Source organism: Collinsella sp. LCP21S3_C7 (genome assembly GCF_052118485.1).
Classification (GTDB): Bacteria; Actinomycetota; Coriobacteriia; order Coriobacteriales; family Coriobacteriaceae; genus Collinsella.
The window spans coordinates 21,086-39,300 of the sequence record NZ_JBQKHC010000005.1; the positions used below are offsets into that span (position 1 = coordinate 21,086).

The following is an 18,215-nucleotide window of genomic DNA, read 5'->3' on the forward strand; positions in this document are numbered from 1 at the left end:
CATGTCCCAGCAGCATAAATTCTTCCCCGGTTGGCTCGTCGTGGCTTCCGGCTTTGTCATCATGGCCACGTGTTACACGATTTTCGTTAACTGCATGAGCCTGTTTCAGCCGCTTATCGTGAGCGACTTGGGCATTTCCCTTGCTCAGTACAACATCTCCAACGCCATCTCAACCGTGGTGAGCGTTGTCGGCTCGCTTGTCATTGGCCATGTTGCCGACAAAGTGAGCGGTCGCATCTTGGGTTCCCTTACCGTTATCGCCACCTCTGCCGTTCTTGCCGGGATGAGCTTTGTCGGTGAGCTGTGGCAGGTCTACGTGCTCTTTGCCGTCTCGGGCTGCTTTGCCGTCGCCTCGACCCGCCTGCTCATTAGCCTTGTGACCGCCAACTGGTTTACGGCCAAGCGAGGTCTTGCGATCTCCATAGCACTTTCGGGCTCGGGCTTTGGAGGCGCTATTCTGTCTCCCACCGTGAGCTCGCTTATCGTGAGCGTTGGCTGGCGTTCCGCCTTCCTGGTGCTCGCGGCCATCTGCATGGTGGCGGCGCTGCCCATCACGGCCTATTCCTTCCGCACCAAGCCTTCTGAGATAGGCCTTAAGCCGCTCGGCGAGAACCCGGGCGATCCGTCTGTCTCGACAGCTGGCGACAAGGACGAGCACACGGCTCCCGAGGTTAACGTCGGTTGGTCTCGCATCAAGAAGAGCCCGGCGTTTTGGCTGCTTGTCGTTGCCTTCCTCTTTATGGGCCTCGTTAACGGTGCCATCTTGCCCAACCAGGTCACCAACATGACGAGCGTTACCGTCAACGGCGCCAAGATTGTCACGGGCGGTCACGATCCCGTGTGGGCGGGCACTGTGCTTTCGGCCTATATGGTCACCGTCGTTATCGCCAAGATTTCGCTCGGCGTCATTTACGATCGCTTTGGCCTACGTTTTGGCAACGTGTTGGGATCCGTTGCGTGCATTATCGCCTGCGTCGCCCTGTGCTTCCCCGCGACCGATCTTGGCCCCATCGTGGCTGCCGTGAGCTTTGGTGTCGGAACGTGCATGGGCACCATCACGCCCACTATCGCCGCGTCCAAGCAGTTTGGCATGGCCGATCTGGGCAAGGTCACGGGCACCATTACCTCGCTCGAGATGGTCGGCGGCACCGTGGGTGCCATTGTCTCGGGCGTGCTGTTCGATGCCACGGGCTCCTTTGCGAGCACCTGGATCGTGTGCCTGGTGTGTTCTGCGGTCATGCTCGTATTCCTGCTGGCATCCGAGCCCATCGCCGCTAAGCTGCGTGCGAGCGTGGCGGGGGAGTAGACGTCCGTCGCTCTTTTCTGTTCGCCCCGTGTTCTGTCCGTGGCCGCCTTGGAAGCCGAATGGATGCTCGTACCATCATTCGGTTTCCAAGGCGGCCACGGGCATACAAAATGATCCGTTTTCCTCTGTCCCCAACAGATCGCGTGATTCGAAGGGGGCGGAGGAAAGCGGATCGGCTGCAGCGGCGGCACGTCTGGCCGAACGAGCCCCCATACCCTCGTTCGGTCAGACGCGTCGCCGCGTTTTGTTTTTGTGCCGTATAATGACCACTACCTATGACGCGATACTAAAAGAAAGGTGTTTGCCCATGCAGGCACAGAAGGCGGAGGGAACCCGCGACCTTATCGGCGCCGAGATGCGCGCCTGGCAAAAGATGCAGCGGATTGCTGCCGGCGTGTTCGAGCCGTTTGGCTTTAAGCCCATCGAGACGCCCGCGATCGAGCAGGTGGACGTGTTTGTCCACGGCATCGGCCAGTCGACCGATGTCGTGCGCAAGGAGATGTTCCGCGTGTTTAGCGGCGCCAACCTGGAACGTGTCTTTACCGAGGGCACCGATGCCAAGCTCAAGCCCAGACAGCGCTTGGCGCTTCGTCCCGAGGGCACTGCCGGCGTGGTGCGCGCCGTCGTGGAGAACAACCTGGTGCCCCAGGGCTCCACGCCGTTTAAGGCCTACTATGCCGAGGCCATGTTCCGCGGCGAGCGCCCCCAGAAGGGCCGCCTGCGTCAGTTCCATCAGGTGGGCATCGAGTGGCTCGGTGCTCCCGATCCGGCTGCGGACGCCGAGTGCATCATTATGCTCATGGAGTTCTACAAGCGTCTGGGCTTCGATCTTTCCAAGCTCCGTCTGCTCATTAACTCGATGGGTGATGCCCAGTGCCGTCCGGCCTATCGCGAGCAGGTCAAGCAGTTCATTCTCGATCACGCCGACGAGATGTGCGATGAGTGCCGCGAGCGCGCCGAGCTCAACCCGCTGCGCGCCTTCGACTGCAAGAACGACCATTGCCGCGAGATCATGGCCGAGGCCCCGCTGATGGGCGACAACCTGTGCGACGAGTGCCGCGAGCACTACGAGCAGGTCAAGCGCTATCTGGATGCCGCCGGCATCGAGTATGTCGAGGACCCCACCCTGGTGCGCGGCCTGGACTACTACACCCGTACCGTCTTTGAGGTCGAGGCCCCTGGCGCCGGCGTCGGCTCCATCGGTGGCGGCGGCCGCTACGACGGCCTGGTCGAGCTCGAGGGCGGCAAGCCCACGGCCGGTGTCGGCTTCGCCGTCGGTTTTGAGCGCGCCCTGCTGGCCCTGCAGGCCTTTGGCAGCGACCTGGGTGCCGATGAGGCTCCGTGTGTCTACGTTGCCAACGCCGGCAGGGAACTGCGTCAGAACGTTTTTGCCATTACGCAGAAGCTTCGCGCCGCAGGCATCGTGACCGAGGCAGACTATCAGGGTCGTTCGCTCAAGGCTCAGTTTAAGCAGGCCGACAAGGTGGGCGCTAAGCTCATTTTGGTCTTGGGCGGCGACGAGCTTGCCGCCGGCAAGGTCAAGGTGCGCGACATGCAGAGCCATGACGAGGCGCTGGTCGATCTGGCCAACGTGGTCGAGGCGGTTCGAGAGCGCCTGTAGGGCATCATTTTGAGCTGCGGGTCCGCTAACGCGTCCCGCTCGCGGCGAACGATTGTTACGGGGGTGTTTCGCTTTTATGCGGAATGTCCCCGTTTGCATATGCCGCCCACCGAGAAATACGACCATTTGGGGCAAAAAGCCTTGCAATGCAGAAAATACTTTTGTGTGGTAAAGCGCAATCAGTGTCGAAAGTATTTCTCAAGTGCCTATAATGAATACCGCATGTTACGTGCATAGAAGGAGGAATGGGAGGAAACGTGGCTGAGAACCTAAGCAACCAGTCTGTACCCGAAGCCGCGGCGCGCGTCGCTGCCGTGGTCAACCGCCTCGTTAACCGAATCGGCTCGAATGCCGAGTCCAGGGAGCGTCTCGCCGAGATTGAGATTCCCGAGGAGCTGCGCGACAACCTTGCGCTGTTCCTGCGCCTGGAGCGCCGTGTGCTTAGCGAGTATGATCCCGAGATCGCGGACCTGTTCGACAAGATTCTGTCGGCCGAGATCGTGGCCAATGCCGGCAACCCCGGTAGCCGTGCCGCCGACGAGGCCGTCGACGAGCAGGGCGTGCCCACCGCCGACGAGCCCACTGCTGTGGCGTTTCGTGAGGTCGTCGATTTGATCGACAGCCTGCCGCTCGATAAGCAGCAGGTTATCGTCCGTGCCTTTACGAGCTTCTTCCATCTGGCAAACCTGTCGGAGGAGAACTACCGTGTGACGCAGCTGCGCGAGCGTGAGGCCGGCGCATCGACCGATACCGAGGTCGATCCCGCCAACGAACTCACCGTCGCCTATCACCAGCTTGTGGATGAGATGGGTGTCGAGGGCGCCAACGAGCTGCTCGGCAAGCTTGAGTTCCATCCCGTCTTTACCGCGCATCCCACCGAGGCCCGTCGCAAGGCCGTCGAGGGTAAGATTCGCCGTATCTCTAACCTGCTGGAGGAGCGTCCGCGTTTGGGCGGCTCCGACCTGGTGGAGAACGAGCGCCATATGCTGCAGGAGATCGACGCCCTGGTGCGTACGAGCCCCATCGCGCTCAAGAAGCCCACGCCGGTCGAGGAAGCCGATACCATCATCGACATCTTCGATAACACGCTGTTCGACGTCATCCCCGTCATCTATCGTCGCTTTGACGACTGGGTGCTGGGTGACAAGGCCGGTACCGTGCCGCCGCTGTGCCCGGCGTTCTTCCATCCCGGCAGCTGGATCGGTTCCGACCGCGACGGTAACCCCAACGTCACCGCCAAGGTGAGCCGTGAGGTCGCCGCCAAGTACTTCACCCACATGGTGCTCAAGCTCGAGGACAAGTGCCGCCGCATCGGCCGCAACCTCACGCTCGAGGCCACCTACAGCAAGCCGTCTGCCGAGCTCATCAACCTGTGGAACCATCAGGTCGAGATGAGTGCGCATTACACGGCCCGCGCCGAGCTTATCTCCGAGCACGAGCCGCATCGCGCCGTCATGCTCGTCATGGCCGACCGTCTGAACGCCACCGTACGCCGTATCACCGACACCATGTATCACAGCGCCGACGAGTTCCTGGATGACCTGCGCGTCGTCCAGCGTTCGCTGGCTGCCTGCGGTGCCGTCCGTGCCGCCTACGGCCCGGTGCAGACCATCATCTGGCAGGTCGAGTCCTTCGGCTTCCATATGGTCGAGATGGAGTTCCGTCAGCACTCCGTGGTGCATGCCCGCGCCCTCAAGGACATCCACGAAAACGGTATCCATGGCGACCTGCAGCCCATGACGCGCGAGGTCATCGACACCTTCCGCGCTATCGGCTCCATCCAAAAGCGCTACGGCAAGAAGATGGCACACCGCTACATCATCTCGTTTACCAAGAGTGCCCAGCATGTGGCCGACGTCTTTGAGCTGGCCCACCTGTCCTTCGCACACGAGGAGGACGTTCCCGAGCTCGACGTGATCCCGCTGTTCGAGCAGCTCGAGGACCTCGAGGGCTGCGTCGACGTGCTCGACCAGATGCTTACGCTGCCCGTGGTGCAGAAGCGTCTTGCCCAGACCAACCGCCGCATGGAGGTTATGCTGGGTTACTCCGACTCCTCCAAGGATGCCGGTCCTACCACGGCCATGCTTGCGCTGCACTCCGCGCAGGAGCGCATCGCCAAGTGGGCCGAGAAGAACGATATCGACCTGGTGCTCATGCACGGTCGCGGCGGCGCCGTGGGCCGTGGTGGCGGCCCGGCCAACAAGGCCGTACTGGCGCAGCCCAAGGGTTCGGTCAACTGCTTCTTTAAGCTCACCGAGCAGGGTGAGGTCATCTTTGCCCGTTACGGCAACCGCACGCTGGCTCAGCGCCATGTTGAGTCCGTTGCCGCCGCAACGCTTTTGCAGTCGGCCCCGAGCGTCGAGAAGACCAACACCGAGACCACGCAGAAGTTCTGGGATATGGCCGAGAAACTCAACGCCGCAAGCCACGAGCGCTATCTGGACCTGCTGAACACCGAGGACTTTGCACCGTGGTTCTCGACTGTGACGCCGCTGACCGAGGTCGGTCTGCTGCCGATTGGCTCGCGTCCCGCCAAGCGCGGCTTGGGTGCCAAGTCGCTCGACGACCTGCGTACCATTCCGTGGATTTTCAGCTGGAGCCAGGCACGCATTAACCTGGCCGCTTGGTACGGCCTGGGCACCGCCTGCGAGCAGCTGGGCGATCTTGACCAGCTCAAGGCTGCCTACCAGGAGTGGCCGTTCTTCCGCACCTTTATCGATAACATCGAGATGTCGATTGCTAAGACCGATCAGCGCATTGCCAAGATGTATCTGCATCTGGGCGACCGCGATGATCTGTCCAAGAAGGTCTTTACCGAGATGCAGCTCACCCGTAAGTGGGTCCTTGCCATCGTCGGTGACGAGTGGCCGCTGCAGCGTCGTCGCGTGCTCGGCTGTGCCGTTCGCGTGCGTAACCCCTACGTCGACGCCCTGTCCATCGCCCAGGTCCGCGCCCTTCGCGAGGTGCGTATGAACCAGGACGAGATGGCCGAGGAGAAGAAGGCCGAGTACATGAGCCTGATTCTTTCGACTGTGACCGGCGTCTCGGCAGGTCTGCAGAACACGGGGTAATCGATAGCCCTGTGGCTCTCACCGGGGCCCTACGGGTTTCCCTCTGAATGCGTCCTCGCACTTGAAGCCCCCTTATCCTGCTCCTTCGGAGCTGCGGATAAGGGGGCTTCGTGCTGCGGAATGCATTCAGAGGGAAACCCGTCGGGCCCCTTCGTCCTCGGTCCTCTGGAATTAAAGCTGAGGAGAAGAATGGCGCGCTTCGCGCATAGCGTGGAGTGCGGCGAGGGCTTCTTGCGTCCTGCGGAGTGTGCCTAAAAGTAAACTTATGGCGGGCCCTGCGATGTCCAGCTTCGGCGGAAGGCCGCTGGGTGAGGGTGGTGCCTGGGGCGACGTGCAAAAAACGGAGTTTTCAGCAGCCAAAGATCGATGCATAAGGCCATAGCCGGCCCTCGCTGCCTTTGTTGATGATTTTGCAAGACAATTGGGCCTTGGCGATGCTCATATATGGCTGGTTTCTCGCCGCATGTTATCCAGATGGGACGAGTCATGAGGACGATCTACCTTTTGAAAGACTTTTGACACCAAAATCTTATCTTGCGATGCTGAATACTCGCAAAAATGCACGCTCCGGAGGGGGCTACCATGTTGCGGTTCGAAACCCAATGCGTCATTCTATGCAGTATATTGACCTATTTATGCAAGATAGCTTACACGCGCATGCCACAGGATTGATGTTTGCCTCGGCGCTGCGTAAGCCACCCTGCCTATAGCTTCTTTGACAGGAGGCCACGGTCCCGTTTGGGATCGCGGCCGTTTTGTTGTGGGTTAAATATGAACGTTGTGTTAACGACTCGGTGGACGGTGGCGTTTTTCGGTGAGCGGCGTATCCTTCCAACGGTTTATCTAGTGTGTCAGTTGAAAGGAAGAGGGCGCTCGTCATTGTTTGAATGTGAACTGCCGTTTGACCACAAGACATTGCATCTGGAGCTCGAGGATAAGAACTTCGCGGGTGTGATGGAAGGTCACCAAAACGAGTTTAAGACTGCAAAATCGCAGGAAGAGCTGGTAGAGGAGTCGCTTGCCAACCCTTATGGATCGCCTTCGCTCGAGGAGCTTTGCGCTGGCAAGAAGGATATTGTCATCATTAGCTCCGACCATACGCGCCCCGTTCCCTCGCGTGTGACGATGCCTATTCTGCTGCATCACATCCACTCCGCTGCGCCTGAGGCGCGCGTTCGCATTCTGGTTGCTACGGGTATGCATCGTCCGTCGACGCACGAGGAACTCGTCAACAAGTATGGCGAGGAGATCGTTGCCAACGAGGAAATTGTCATGCACGTCGCGACCGACGACAGCATGATGGAAAAGATTGGCACCCTGCCTTCTGGTGGCGAGTGCATCATCAACAAGATTGCCGCCGATTGCGATCTACTGCTTGCCGAGGGCTTTATTGAGCCGCACTTCTTTGCCGGTTTTTCTGGCAGCCGCAAGTCCGTGCTGCCCGGCATCGCCAGCTACAAGACCATCATGTACAACCACAACGGCCAGTTTGTGAACGATTCCCATTCGCGCGCCGGCAACCTGTGCCACAACCACGTGAGCGAGGACATGTTTGCCGCTGCCGAGATGGCTCACCTTGCCTTTGTGCTCAACGTGGTGCTCAACGGCAAGCACGAGGTCATCGGCTCCTTTGCCGGCGACATTCACAAGGCGCACGAGGCCGGCTGCGAGTTCGTGAAGAGCCTTGCCGGCGTTGAGCCCGTCGAGTGCGAGATTGCCATCACCACCAACGGTGGCTATCCGCTCGATCAGAACGTCTATCAGGCCGTGAAGGGCATGTGCGCTGCCGAGGCCACACTTCCCGAGGGCGGCGTGATCATCGATGTCGCCGGTTGCGCCGATGGTCACGGTGGCGAGGGCTTCTATCACAACATCGCTGACAACGATCCGGCAGAGTTTGAGCGCGCCTGCATCGACCGTCCTAAGGACGAGACCCTGCCCGACCAGTGGACGAGCCAGATCTTTGCCCGCATCCTGGCGCATCACCCTGTGATCATGGTCACCGACCTGTGCGATCACCAGATGCTCAAGGATATGCATATGACGCCGGTCAACACCCTCGAGGAGGCGCTCAAGCTCGCCTTTGAAATGAAGGGTGCCGATGCCAAGGTGGCCGTCATTCCCGATGGCCTGGGCGTTGTCGTCGCTCAGCACTAGCGCGCGGCCTAAACGAATCGTTTGTAACCGACAAGAAAGATAAGGTTTTATGCTTACCAAACTCCTCTGCGAATTCGGTGCAACGGCCCTCATGATCATCTTTGGCGTGGGCGTACACTGCGATACCGTGCTTAAGGGCACCAAGTATCAGGGCTCCGGCCACATGTTTGCTATCACCACCTGGTCTTTTGGCATCTCGGTCTGCCTGTTTGTCTTTGGCGGCGCCGTGTGCATGAACCCGGCTATGGTGCTTGCCCAGTGCATCGTCGGTCTGGTGCCGTGGAGCAGCTGCATCCCCTTCATGATTGCCGATATGCTCGGCGGCTTTGTGGGCGCCGTAATCGCTTGGTTTATGTATACCGATGAGTTCAAGGCTTCCGAGGGCGTCGTCGACCCCATTGCCCAGCGCAACATCTTCTCGACCAACCCCACCACCGAGGGCACGAACTATGCCCGCAACTTCTTCTGTGAGGCTATCTGCACCTTTGTGTTCATCAGCGCCATCCTTGCTGCCGCTAGCCGCGCCGGCGAGAACGTTCTGATGCTCGCTATCTGCGTCGGCCTGATCGTTTGGGCCGTTGGCATGGGCATGGGTGGCATCACCGGCTTCGCCATGAACCAGGCACGCGACCTTGGTCCTCGCATGGCCTATCAGGTGCTGCCGATCAAGAACAAGGCTGACAACAACTGGAAGTACGGCCTGCTCGTTCCTGGCATCGCGCCGTTTATCGGTGCCGCTCTGGCCGCGCTGTTTGTGCACGGTTTCTTGGGCATGTTCTAGTCCAAGGCCACATAGTTGTCCGCTGGCCGCATGGGGTAACTTCCCAGCGCGTCCTCGGACATGAAAGAACCTCCGCTGCGCACTTCGTGCGGCGGGGGTTCTTTCGTCCTGTGGAATGCGCTGGGAAGTTACCCCATGCGGACAGCTGCGGGGTCTTTGTTGCGTTCGTACAAGCAACCCAACATATTTCTGAATTTGGATGGGAGGGGCTTGTCGCTGTTGGGGGGCGTTGAAGTGCGAGTGACACTTTGGGATGCGCGGGCGCCTTGGGTTGGGGCAATGCTCTGGGATGAGCCTCTTACTTAGGTGAAGAGGGGTTTTATGGCTGATAGGTAGTCTTTGGCTACGTCGGCCTTGTCGGCTTGGAAGTTGTGCCAGGCCCACCATTGGACGGTGGCTACGAAGCTTGAGGCTATGTGGTGGAGGAGAAAGTTGCGATCCATGGTGCTGGCGGGGCCTGCGGGGTCGACAGGGACGGTTTCGGCTGCGCGCGACATGATGGTCTTGCGGAGACAGTCGGCGAAGACGCGCGAGCCGGCTCCGGCTACGAGGGCGCGTACGCCCTGACGACGATCCCAGAGGTTGTTGAGGATATGCTCGACCTGTACGAGCGGGTCATTGAGGGGTGTACCGTCATCGTCGAGGGCATGGGTGCAGATATCGCACACGTACTCAGCGAGCAGGTCATCTTTGCTCTTAAAGAGGCCGTAGAACGTTGCCCGACCTACATGGGCGCGAGCGATGATGTCGCCGACGGTAATCTTGCCGTAGTCCTCCTCGCGCAGGAGCTCGGAGAACGCCGCAACGATGGCAGCGCGGCTTTTTGCCTTGCGGGCATCCATGGCTATGCGTCCGCGTGAACGAGCAGACAGCGGAGCGTGCCGGAGCAACCCTCGTAGGGGCGTTTGCCGGCGCCGTAGCCGACGGCTTCGATGTGGTAGCGTGAGGGCAGTTGGTCGGACGTGCGCAGCGCGGTGACGATGGCGGCGCCCGTTGGCGTCACGAGCTCGCCGGCGACCGGTGCAGGCGTGAGGGCGATATTGCCTGCCTGGCACAGGTTGACGACAGCGGGGACGGGAATGGGCATGAGGCCGTGGGCGCAGCGGATGGTGCCGTGACCTTCGGAGAGCGACTCGACGACAATGTCCTCGATGCCCAGGTCATCGAGGCAGATGGCGACCGAGCAGACGTCGACGATGGAGTCGATGGCGCCCACCTCGTGGAACATGACGGTGTCGGACGTTTTGCCGTGAGCTTTGGCCTCGGCAGCAGCGAGCGCGGTAAAGATGGCGAGGGCACGACGCTTGGCGCCATCGCTTAGCTGTGAGCCGTCGATGATGGCGGTGACGTCCGCCAAAGAGCGGTGGTGATGGTGGTGGGCGTGATGATGGTCCTCGTGGCCATGGCCGTGGGCCTCATGGTCGTGCTCGTGCGTATGCTCGTGGCAGTGCTCGTGTTCGTGTTCGCCATGGTCATGATGGTGGTGCTCATGCTCGTGCGTGTGCTCGGCAGCTGTTTCGTTGCCGAAGAGCCAGGCCATATCGTGATCATGGTTCTCGAGCTCCTCTGCCAACTGAACGTCAAAGTCGCAGGCGTCGATGCCATGCTTGTTTGCACGCGTGACGGCGATCGTAAAGCCGTCGACCGGCAACGTGGCGAGCTGTTCGCGCAGGTGCTCCTCGCTGGCGCCCAGGTCGAGCAGGGCCGCGACGGTCATATCGCCGCTGATGCCCGAGGTGCCGTCGATGATAAGCGTATGCTGATGGTTGGACATGGAATGCTCCTTAACGGGCGCAGGGTGTTCCGGCGCTCAGATGATTGATAAGACTTGCCTGGTAGGCGGCGCCAAAGCCATTGTCGATATTGACGACCGAAACGCCGCTGGCGCAGGAGTTGAGCATGGCGAGCAGCGCGGCTACGCCACCAAAGCTCGCGCCGTAGCCCACGCTGGTGGGAACGGCGATGACCGGACAGCTTACCAGACCGCCGATAACGCTCGCCAGCGCGCCCTCCATGCCGGCAATGGCGATGACCACCTGTGCCTGGGCAAGTTCCTCGGCATGCGCGAGCAGACGGTGCAGGCCGGCGACACCTACGTCGTAGAGGCGGTCGACCTCGTTGCCGTAGAACTCGGCCGTCAACGCGGCTTCTTCGGCGACGGGCAAGTCGCTCGTGCCGGCGCAGGCGACAACGATGCGTCCGTTACCGGTAGGGGAGGGCTTGCCGCCCACGAGGGCGAGCTGGGCGTTCGGGACATATCCCAGGTCGATCCCGTTGTCGAGAAGCTCCGAGGTGCGGGCTGCTTTTTCGGCATCCAGGCGCGTAACCAGGGTGCGCTCCTGACCGGCATCGCGCAGCGCTTTGATAATGGCGGCAATCTGCTCGGCGGTTTTACCGGCGCCGTAGACAACCTCACCGGCCCCCTGGCGCACCCCGCGCGAAAGATCGAGCTGCGCAAAACCCAGATCGGCGGTTGGCGCCGTTTGGATGCGCGTAAGGGCGACTGCCGGGGTGACTGCTCCGTCGGCAACATCGCTCAGTAACTGCTCAAGATCTCGCTTATCCATATATCTTCCCTTCGACGGCGCAAAGTCTAGCACTCAAAGGGTATGTTTCCGAACACTAAGATAAAATTGTTCGGAAACTAGATATAGGGTATTTGATTCTGTTGTTAGATGGATCGGCTAGTCACGCAGGATGATGTCCATGGCGAGCATCAGGTTGCGCTCGTCGATGGCAAACGGAGCGGCCTCGCGCGTCTTGGGCTTGGCGCAAAATGCGATGCCCGTGCCCGCGGCCTGAATCATGGGGATGTCGTTGGCACCGTCGCCGATCGCCACGGTATGGGCCATATCGACACCGCACTCAACCGCCCAATCCAGCAGCTGGATGAGCTTGGATTCCTTGGTCACAATGTCTGCCGCCAGCTTGCCCGTGAGCTTGCCGTCTACGACCTCCAGGCGGTTGGCCAGGCAAAAATCGATGCCCGCGGCAGCTACGATCTTGTCGGCGACCTCGTGGAAGCCGCCGCTTACCACGCCGACCTTCCAGCCCTTGCTGTGCGCCGAGCGCACAAGCTCCAGTGCGCCGGGGGTAAACGTCACGCGCTCAAAGGTGCGCTCGAAAACGCTCTCGTCCAGGCCGGCAAGCAGCCCCACGCGCTCCTCGAGCGCCTGCTTAAAGTCGAGCTCGCCGCGCATGGCGCGTTCGGTGATCCGCGCAACTTGCCCGCCCACGCCTGCTTCCTCGCCCAACAGGTCGATGACCTCCTGGTTGATGAGCGTGGAATCGATATCCATAACGATGAGGCGTGCAGTCATGGTGGGCCTTTCCGAGTGCGGTTGTATTGTAGGCACATTGTCGCACGCGGCGCGCCTTGGCGACGGCCAGGCCGCGTCAATTGTTTCGTCTCCGTCAAGTCTTTGAGCGGGAGCCACTTTTTCGCGGTACATCGGCGCGGGTGCGATAAGATAGAACGCCATGTCCGGCTGCGCGGTTTACGCAGGCTGGGCAAATCTGTACGACGCCGCCCGGAACGACACGGGGCGGCACAGATCCATAAAGGAGGATCACTGGTATGAGCCAGACCCGTCCCATCGACGAGCATTCCATGCACACCCGTACCTGCGGCGAGCTTCGCCGCGAGAACGTGGGCGAAGAGGTCACCCTCACCGGTTGGGTGAGCCGTCGCCGCGACCACGGCGGCCTTATCTTCTGCGACCTTCGCGACCGCGAGGGCATCACGCAGCTCACCTTCGACCCCGAGCACTCCGATGGCGATGCCTTTAAGATCGCCGAGACCATGCGTCCCGAGTGGCCCATCAAGATTCACGGCGTCGTGCGCGCCCGTGGCGAGGAGACCACCAACGCCAAGCTCGCGACCGGCGAGATCGAGGTCCTGACCGACCACGCCGAGGTGCTCAACACCTCCGTCACCCCGCCGTTCCAGATCGAGGACGGCATCGAGACCAGCGAGGACACCCGTCTGCGCTATCGCTATCTGGACCTCCGTCGTCCCGAGATGATGGCCAACCTCAAGCTGCGCTCCGACTTCACCTTTGCCATTCGCGAGGCGCTTCACAACCGTGAGTTCATGGAGGTCGAGACGCCCTCCCTGTTCAAGTCTACGCCCGAGGGCGCCCGCGACTTCATCGTTCCCAGCCGTATTCAGCCGGGTAACTTCTACGCCCTGCCGCAGTCCCCGCAGCTCCTAAAGCAGCTGCTCATGGTCGGTGGCGTCGAGCGCTACTACCAGGTTGCCAAGTGCTTCCGCGACGAGGACTTGCGTGCCGACCGTCAGCCCGAGTTCACCCAGGTCGATATCGAGATGTCCTTCGTGGACCAGAACGACGTCATGAGCGCACTCGAAGAGGTCTTGGCCGACGCCTTCGGTCGCATGGGTGTCGAGATGCCCACGCCGCTGCGTCGCATGGACTACTGGGAGGCCATGGACACCTATGGCTCCGACAAGCCCGATACCCGCTATGGCATGCATCTGGTCGATCTGACCGACATCTTTGCCAACTCCAAGTTCAAGGTCTTTGCGACTGCCGCAAACGAGGAGGGCTCTGTCGTCAAGGCCATCAACGCCAAGGGCGCCGGTGCCTGGGCACGTGCCAAGATCGATAAGCTCGCCGGCGTGGCCTCCACGTTTGGCGCCAAGGGTCTGGCCTGGATCGCTTTCCGCGAGGACGGCTCCATCAACAGCCCCATCGTCAAGTTCTTCTCGGACGAGGAGATGGCGGCTCTGCGCGAGCGCATGAACGTCGAGCCCGGCGACCTCGTGATGTTCGCCGCCGGCCCGCGCCTGCTCTCTGACGAGATCCTGGGCGGCATGCGCTCTCACATGGCCAACGCACTCGAGATCAAACGCGAGGGGCACGACTTCCTGTGGGTCGTCAACTTCCCGCTGTTCCACTGGGATGAGGACCGCAAGGCCTATGCAGCCGAGCACCAGCCGTTCACTCTGCCGACCGAGACCGACATCGCCAAGATCGAGGCCGACCCGTTGGCTGCCGGTTCCTGCACCTACGACTTTGTCATGGACGGTTTTGAGGCCGGCGGCGGTGGCATGCGCATCCATAACGCCGAGATGCAGATGTCCATGCTCAAGCTCCTGGGCTTTACCGAGGAGCGCGCCGAGTCGCAGTTTGGCTTCCTCATGGAGGCGCTCAAGTTTGGTGCGCCCCCGATGGGCGGTTTTGCCCTGGGTCTGGACCGCGTGTGCATGCTGCTTACCGGCTCCGATTCCATCCGCGACGTCATGGCGTTCCCCAAGACGGCCAGCGGCTCCGACCTCATGTCGGGCGCCCCGAGTGCCGTTTCCGGCGCCCAGCTCAAGGACGTCAGCCTGCGCTTGATGTAGGCGAGCGGCTACATATTGTCTCTAACGAGGGAAGGACGCGTGCCTTCCCTCGTTTTTTATGCGCGGGCGTTGCGAGGGCATAGGGTGACCGGACGTCGCGGAAAGTGCGTCCCGGAATCTGCGTCCAGAATGGGCCGCGCTTTCCCAAAGGGGGTCCTCTGGGAAAGCGCGGCCCAGAATTCGGCAAAATAATGGGGCACAGTTTCCGGTTGAGCCTTCTGGCGGAAACTGTGTCCCATCGTTGACACTCGAAGTGGGATGTGGTTTCCGTCCCGCTCTCGACAAGCATCTAACGCTACAATAACTACCACGTGGCTGGGTCTGGCCGGCCAAATGTGCGATGCTGCGGGAGGGGACATGGTCGAGTTTACAAAGACGATTAAAGATCCGTTGGGACTACATGCCCGCCCGGTTGCGCTTCTCTATGACATTATCGCCAAGCATCGTAGTGACGTGTCGGTCAGCATCGGCGATCGCCACACGGATGGCCGCGATATCATGGGACTCATGGCCCTCTATGGTGAGTGCGGCGAGAGCGTTGTCTTTCGTGTTTCGGGCGCGGATGAGGCCTCGTGCGTCACGTCGATCAGAAACCTCTCGCTCTAAGCGTAACAATGTGAAAAAGGGAGAGTCCCCTCTGTTGCATACATTGGTATGACAAGGCACCGCAAAGAGACCGTCTTTGCGGTGCCTTTGTTTAATAAGGGAAACTTTTTCGAAAACTGAATAGAGATTCTTTCCAAAAAGTTAACCGCGTGTTAGTTTACTAGTTCGAACATAGACGCGGTTAACTTTTATCGCGTCGATGTTGAGGACGAACCGATGTTAGGAGCTCACTCATGTCTTGCGGACCGCAGATGCCGGCCATGCCGCTTTCGATGGTAAAAGCGGGCGAAACCGTGCACGTTTCTCGTGTAAAGGGCGATGAGGACATAAAGCACCGTCTCAAGGACCTCGGCTTTATCGAGGGCAGCGAGATCCACGTGGTGAGCTCGAGTGGCGCCAATATCATCGTCACGGTGCTGGGCTCACGCTTTGGCATCGATTCCAAGGTTGCCATGCACATCATGACCGTCGGTTAATCTGCAGCATTTCATAAAAACCGAAAGGGGGATAAGAGGATGAAGACGTTGGGTGACGTTAAGGTGGGCGAGAGCTCTACCATCGTCAAGCTTCACGGTGAGGGCGCACTTCGCCGCCACCTTATGGACCTGGGGCTCATCAAGGGCACTTCGTTCAAGGTCGTGAGGGTTGCACCGCTCGGTGATCCGGTCGAGATCAACGTGCGCGGCTACGAGCTTTCCATCCGCAAGGAGGAGGCGGCCGTCGTCGAGGTCCAGTAAGGGCCCACGACGTAAATTTCTGCAGATAAAGTTAGATTTTTCTAACTTAATGCAGCATCTTTGAAGCACATCATCCAGCCCGCGCGGAGAAAGCAGCGCGGGCGCACAAGGAAGAAGGATTGAATGGCGGATTCTCAGATCCATGTCGCGCTGGCGGGTAACCCCAACTGCGGCAAGACCACGCTTTTCAACCTGATCACCGGCGCCAACGGCTACGTTGGCAACTGGCCCGGCGTCACGGTTGAGAAAAAGGAGGCCAAGCTCCTAAGCGACAAGAACGTTACCATCACGGACCTCCCCGGCATCTACTCGCTTTCCCCCTACAGCCCCGAGGAGCAATGCTCGCGCGATTACCTCATGAGCGGCGAGCCCGATGTCGTCGTTCAGGTGGTCGACGCCACCAACCTCGAGCGCAACCTGTACCTGGCGCTTCAGGTTATCGAGACCGGCCTGCCCGTGGTCGTCGCCCTCAACATGGCCGACTTGGTCGAGAAGAACGGCGACAAGATCGACACGGACAAGCTCTCCAAGAAGCTCGGCTGTCCGGTCATGATGATTTCGGCCCTTAAGAACAAGGGTATTAAGGAGCTGTTCGAGCAGGTTAAGAAGTCCGCTGCTTCCAAGGGCCAGGTGCCGGAGCACAAGTTCGATTCCTCCATCGAGGACGTTCTGGACCACATCGAAAACAACCTGCCGGCGAGCGTTCCCGCCAACAAGCGTCGCTACTACGCCGTCAAGCTGTTCGAGCGTGATGCGGACGCCTGCAAGCTCATCAACCTCACCAAGGAGAAGGCCTCTCGCGTGGAAGAGCTGGTCGCCCAGTGCGAGCAGGACTGCGATGACGACGCCGAGTCCATCATCACCGGTGAGCGCTATGGCGTCATCGCGCATATCATCGACGAGTGCCTCACCAAGGCTCCGGCCAAGATGGGCACCTCCGAGAAGATCGACCGTGTGGTTACCAACCGTATCCTGGGCCTGCCGATCTTTGTGGTCATCATGTTCTGCGTGTACTACATCGCCGTTTCCACCTTAGGTGGCACGGTGACCGACTTCACCAACGACCAGCTCTTTGGCACCGACGGCTGGTACGTGCTCGGCCAGGGTCGCGACGCCTACGACGCAGCTGTCGAGGCTGCGGGCGACGACGCCGACTCGGTTGACCCGGCGCAGTACGGCCCCTATGTCCCGGGTATCACCACCGTGGTGCACGATGCCCTTGTGGCGGGTGGCACCGAAGACGGCGGCCTGGTCGATTCGCTGGTTTGTGACGGCATCGTCGGCGGTTTGGGCGCTATCTTCGGCTTCGTCCCGCAGATGTTCCTGCTCTTTGTGATGCTGTCCTTCCTGGAGGACTGCGGCTATATGGCCCGCGTCGCCTTCATCATGGACCGCGTGTTCCGCCGCTTTGGCCTGTCCGGTAAGTCGTTCATCCCCATGCTCGTGTCCTCGGGCTGCGGCGTCCCCGGCGTCATGGCCACCAAGACCATCGAGAACGAGAAGGACCGCCGCATGACGGTCATGACCACCACGTTTATTCCCTGTGGCGCCAAGCTGCCGATCATCGCCCTGCTCATGGGTTCCATCATCGGCGATTCTTCCACCACCGCGGCGTGGATCAGCCCGCTCTTCTACTTCCTGGGCGTCTTCGCCGTCATCGCCTCGGGCCTTATGCTCAAGAAGACCAAGCTCTTCGCCGGCCGCCCGACGCCGTTCGTTATGGAGCTTCCTGCCTACCACTTCCCGGCGATTCGCTCTTGGGCACTGCACGTGTGGGAGCGCTGCTGGGCCTTTATCAAGAAGGCCGGCACGGTCATCTTCGCATCCACCGTCGTTGTTTGGTTCCTCTCCAACTTTGGAAGCTACAACGGTTCCTTTGGCTTCCTGCCTGCAATGGACGGCATCCCCGAGGAGTTCATGGACTACTCCGTGCTTGCCATGCTCGGTAACCTGGTCGCTTGGATCTTCGCTCCGCTCGGCTTTAGCACCTGGCAGGCAACTGCGCTGACCGTCTCGGGCCTTGTGGCTAAGGAGAACGTCGTCGCCACCGCCGGCTCGCTGCTGTCCGTGGCTGACGCCGCCGAGACCGACCCGAGCCTGTGGACTGCGTTTGCCGGTATGTTCCCCACCATGGGCGCTTGCGTTGCCTTTGGCGCGTTCAACCTGCTGTGCGCTCCGTGTTTTGCCGCCATGGGCACCATCCGCAACCAGATGGACTCCGGCAAGTGGACCGCGATTGCCATCGGTTACGAGTGCGCCTTCGCTTGGGTGATCGGCCTGTTCATCAACCAGTTCTACAACCTGTTTGTGTTGGGACAGTTTGGTATCTGGACGATTGTGGCCATCGTTCTGCTGGTTGCGATGCTCTTCCAGATCTTTCGCCCTATCCCTGCGCATGCATGGACCGACGAGGACGAGACCAACACTGCTTCCGCCGCAGTTTCCGCTTAAGTCCGAATAAGGATTGGCCCCTTTCCACGAGCCCGGGTGTCCCAGCGACACTCGGGCTTTTTGGCGGTGGGGGAGATGTGGCGTTTCCGCAGATAAAACCGACCAAAATAAACCTGTCCC

Annotated in this window: 14 protein-coding genes; 10 read left to right on the forward strand and 4 right to left on the reverse strand. The window is 60.4% G+C overall.

Translation table 11 applies throughout. From position 1 onward, the window contains the following. Window position 1: 1 nt before the first annotated feature. The 5 genes from ACTQ1E_RS03415 to larD all read left to right on the forward strand — a co-directional run bounded on the left by ACTQ1E_RS03415 (window position 2) and on the right by larD (window position 8,936). Complete coding sequence (locus tag ACTQ1E_RS03415) at window positions 2-1,306, forward strand: MFS transporter (RefSeq protein ID WP_441564744.1); 1,305 nt, start codon at window positions 2-4, stop codon at window positions 1,304-1,306. A gap of 307 nt (window positions 1,307-1,613) precedes the next feature. Continuing rightward, entirely contained in the window at window positions 1,614-2,927 is a 1,314-nt protein-coding gene (hisS, locus tag ACTQ1E_RS03420; protein ID WP_441564746.1) for a histidine--tRNA ligase, read from the forward strand. Between the two features lie 257 nt (window positions 2,928-3,184). Continuing rightward, window positions 3,185-5,998, forward strand: a complete 2,814-nt coding sequence (locus tag ACTQ1E_RS03425) for a phosphoenolpyruvate carboxylase (protein ID WP_441067968.1) — start codon at window positions 3,185-3,187, stop codon at window positions 5,996-5,998. Window positions 5,999-6,877: 879 nt separating this feature from the next. Further along, the gene (larA, locus tag ACTQ1E_RS03430) at window positions 6,878-8,155 is read left to right on the forward strand and encodes a nickel-dependent lactate racemase (protein ID WP_427748316.1); all 1,278 of its coding nucleotides are present in this window, start codon (window positions 6,878-6,880) and stop codon (window positions 8,153-8,155) included. 49 nt (window positions 8,156-8,204) lie between these two features. Continuing rightward, window positions 8,205-8,936 carry a D/L-lactic acid transporter LarD gene (gene larD, locus ACTQ1E_RS03435; protein WP_441017382.1) on the forward strand — a complete coding sequence of 244 codons (732 nt, stop codon included), beginning with the start codon at window positions 8,205-8,207 and terminating at the stop codon, window positions 8,934-8,936. A gap of 302 nt (window positions 8,937-9,238) precedes the next feature. Here the strand turns inward: larD and ACTQ1E_RS03440 are convergent, their stop codons facing one another. From ACTQ1E_RS03440 to serB, 4 genes are all read right to left on the reverse strand, one after another. After that, window positions 9,239-9,778: a TetR/AcrR family transcriptional regulator gene (locus ACTQ1E_RS03440; RefSeq protein ID WP_441564748.1), complete on the reverse strand. Its 540-nt coding sequence runs from the start codon at window positions 9,776-9,778 to the stop codon at window positions 9,239-9,241. Between the two features lie 2 nt (window positions 9,779-9,780). Then, window positions 9,781-10,710, reverse strand: a complete 930-nt coding sequence (locus tag ACTQ1E_RS03445; RefSeq protein ID WP_441564750.1) for a LarC family nickel insertion protein — start codon at window positions 10,708-10,710, stop codon at window positions 9,781-9,783. 10 nt (window positions 10,711-10,720) lie between these two features. Next, window positions 10,721-11,503, reverse strand: a complete 783-nt coding sequence (gene larB / locus ACTQ1E_RS03450; RefSeq protein ID WP_154517707.1) for a nickel pincer cofactor biosynthesis protein LarB — start codon at window positions 11,501-11,503, stop codon at window positions 10,721-10,723. A gap of 117 nt (window positions 11,504-11,620) precedes the next feature. Next, the gene (gene serB / locus ACTQ1E_RS03455; RefSeq protein WP_427747576.1) at window positions 11,621-12,256 is read right to left on the reverse strand and encodes a phosphoserine phosphatase SerB; all 636 of its coding nucleotides are present in this window, start codon (window positions 12,254-12,256) and stop codon (window positions 11,621-11,623) included. Between the two features lie 257 nt (window positions 12,257-12,513). Here serB and aspS point away from each other — a divergent pair, with 257 nt between their 5' ends. The 5 genes from aspS (at window position 12,514) to feoB (ending at window position 18,095) form a co-directional block, all read left to right on the forward strand. Then, window positions 12,514-14,301 carry an aspartate--tRNA ligase gene (gene aspS, locus ACTQ1E_RS03460; protein ID WP_427729277.1) on the forward strand — a complete coding sequence of 596 codons (1,788 nt, stop codon included), beginning with the start codon at window positions 12,514-12,516 and terminating at the stop codon, window positions 14,299-14,301. 357 nt (window positions 14,302-14,658) lie between these two features. Then, window positions 14,659-14,907: an HPr family phosphocarrier protein gene (locus ACTQ1E_RS03465; RefSeq protein ID WP_195838595.1), complete on the forward strand. Its 249-nt coding sequence runs from the start codon at window positions 14,659-14,661 to the stop codon at window positions 14,905-14,907. A 233-nt stretch (window positions 14,908-15,140) separates the two neighbouring features. Beyond that, the gene (locus ACTQ1E_RS03470) at window positions 15,141-15,383 is read left to right on the forward strand and encodes a FeoA family protein (protein ID WP_441564753.1); all 243 of its coding nucleotides are present in this window, start codon (window positions 15,141-15,143) and stop codon (window positions 15,381-15,383) included. 39 nt (window positions 15,384-15,422) lie between these two features. Continuing rightward, window positions 15,423-15,644 (forward strand): FeoA family protein, encoded by a 222-nt coding sequence (locus tag ACTQ1E_RS03475; RefSeq protein WP_427795998.1) that lies wholly within the window; start codon window positions 15,423-15,425, stop codon window positions 15,642-15,644. A gap of 123 nt (window positions 15,645-15,767) precedes the next feature. Continuing rightward, window positions 15,768-18,095 (forward strand): ferrous iron transporter B, encoded by a 2,328-nt coding sequence (feoB, locus tag ACTQ1E_RS03480; RefSeq protein WP_441564755.1) that lies wholly within the window; start codon window positions 15,768-15,770, stop codon window positions 18,093-18,095. The last annotated feature ends 120 nt before the right edge of the window (window positions 18,096-18,215 follow it).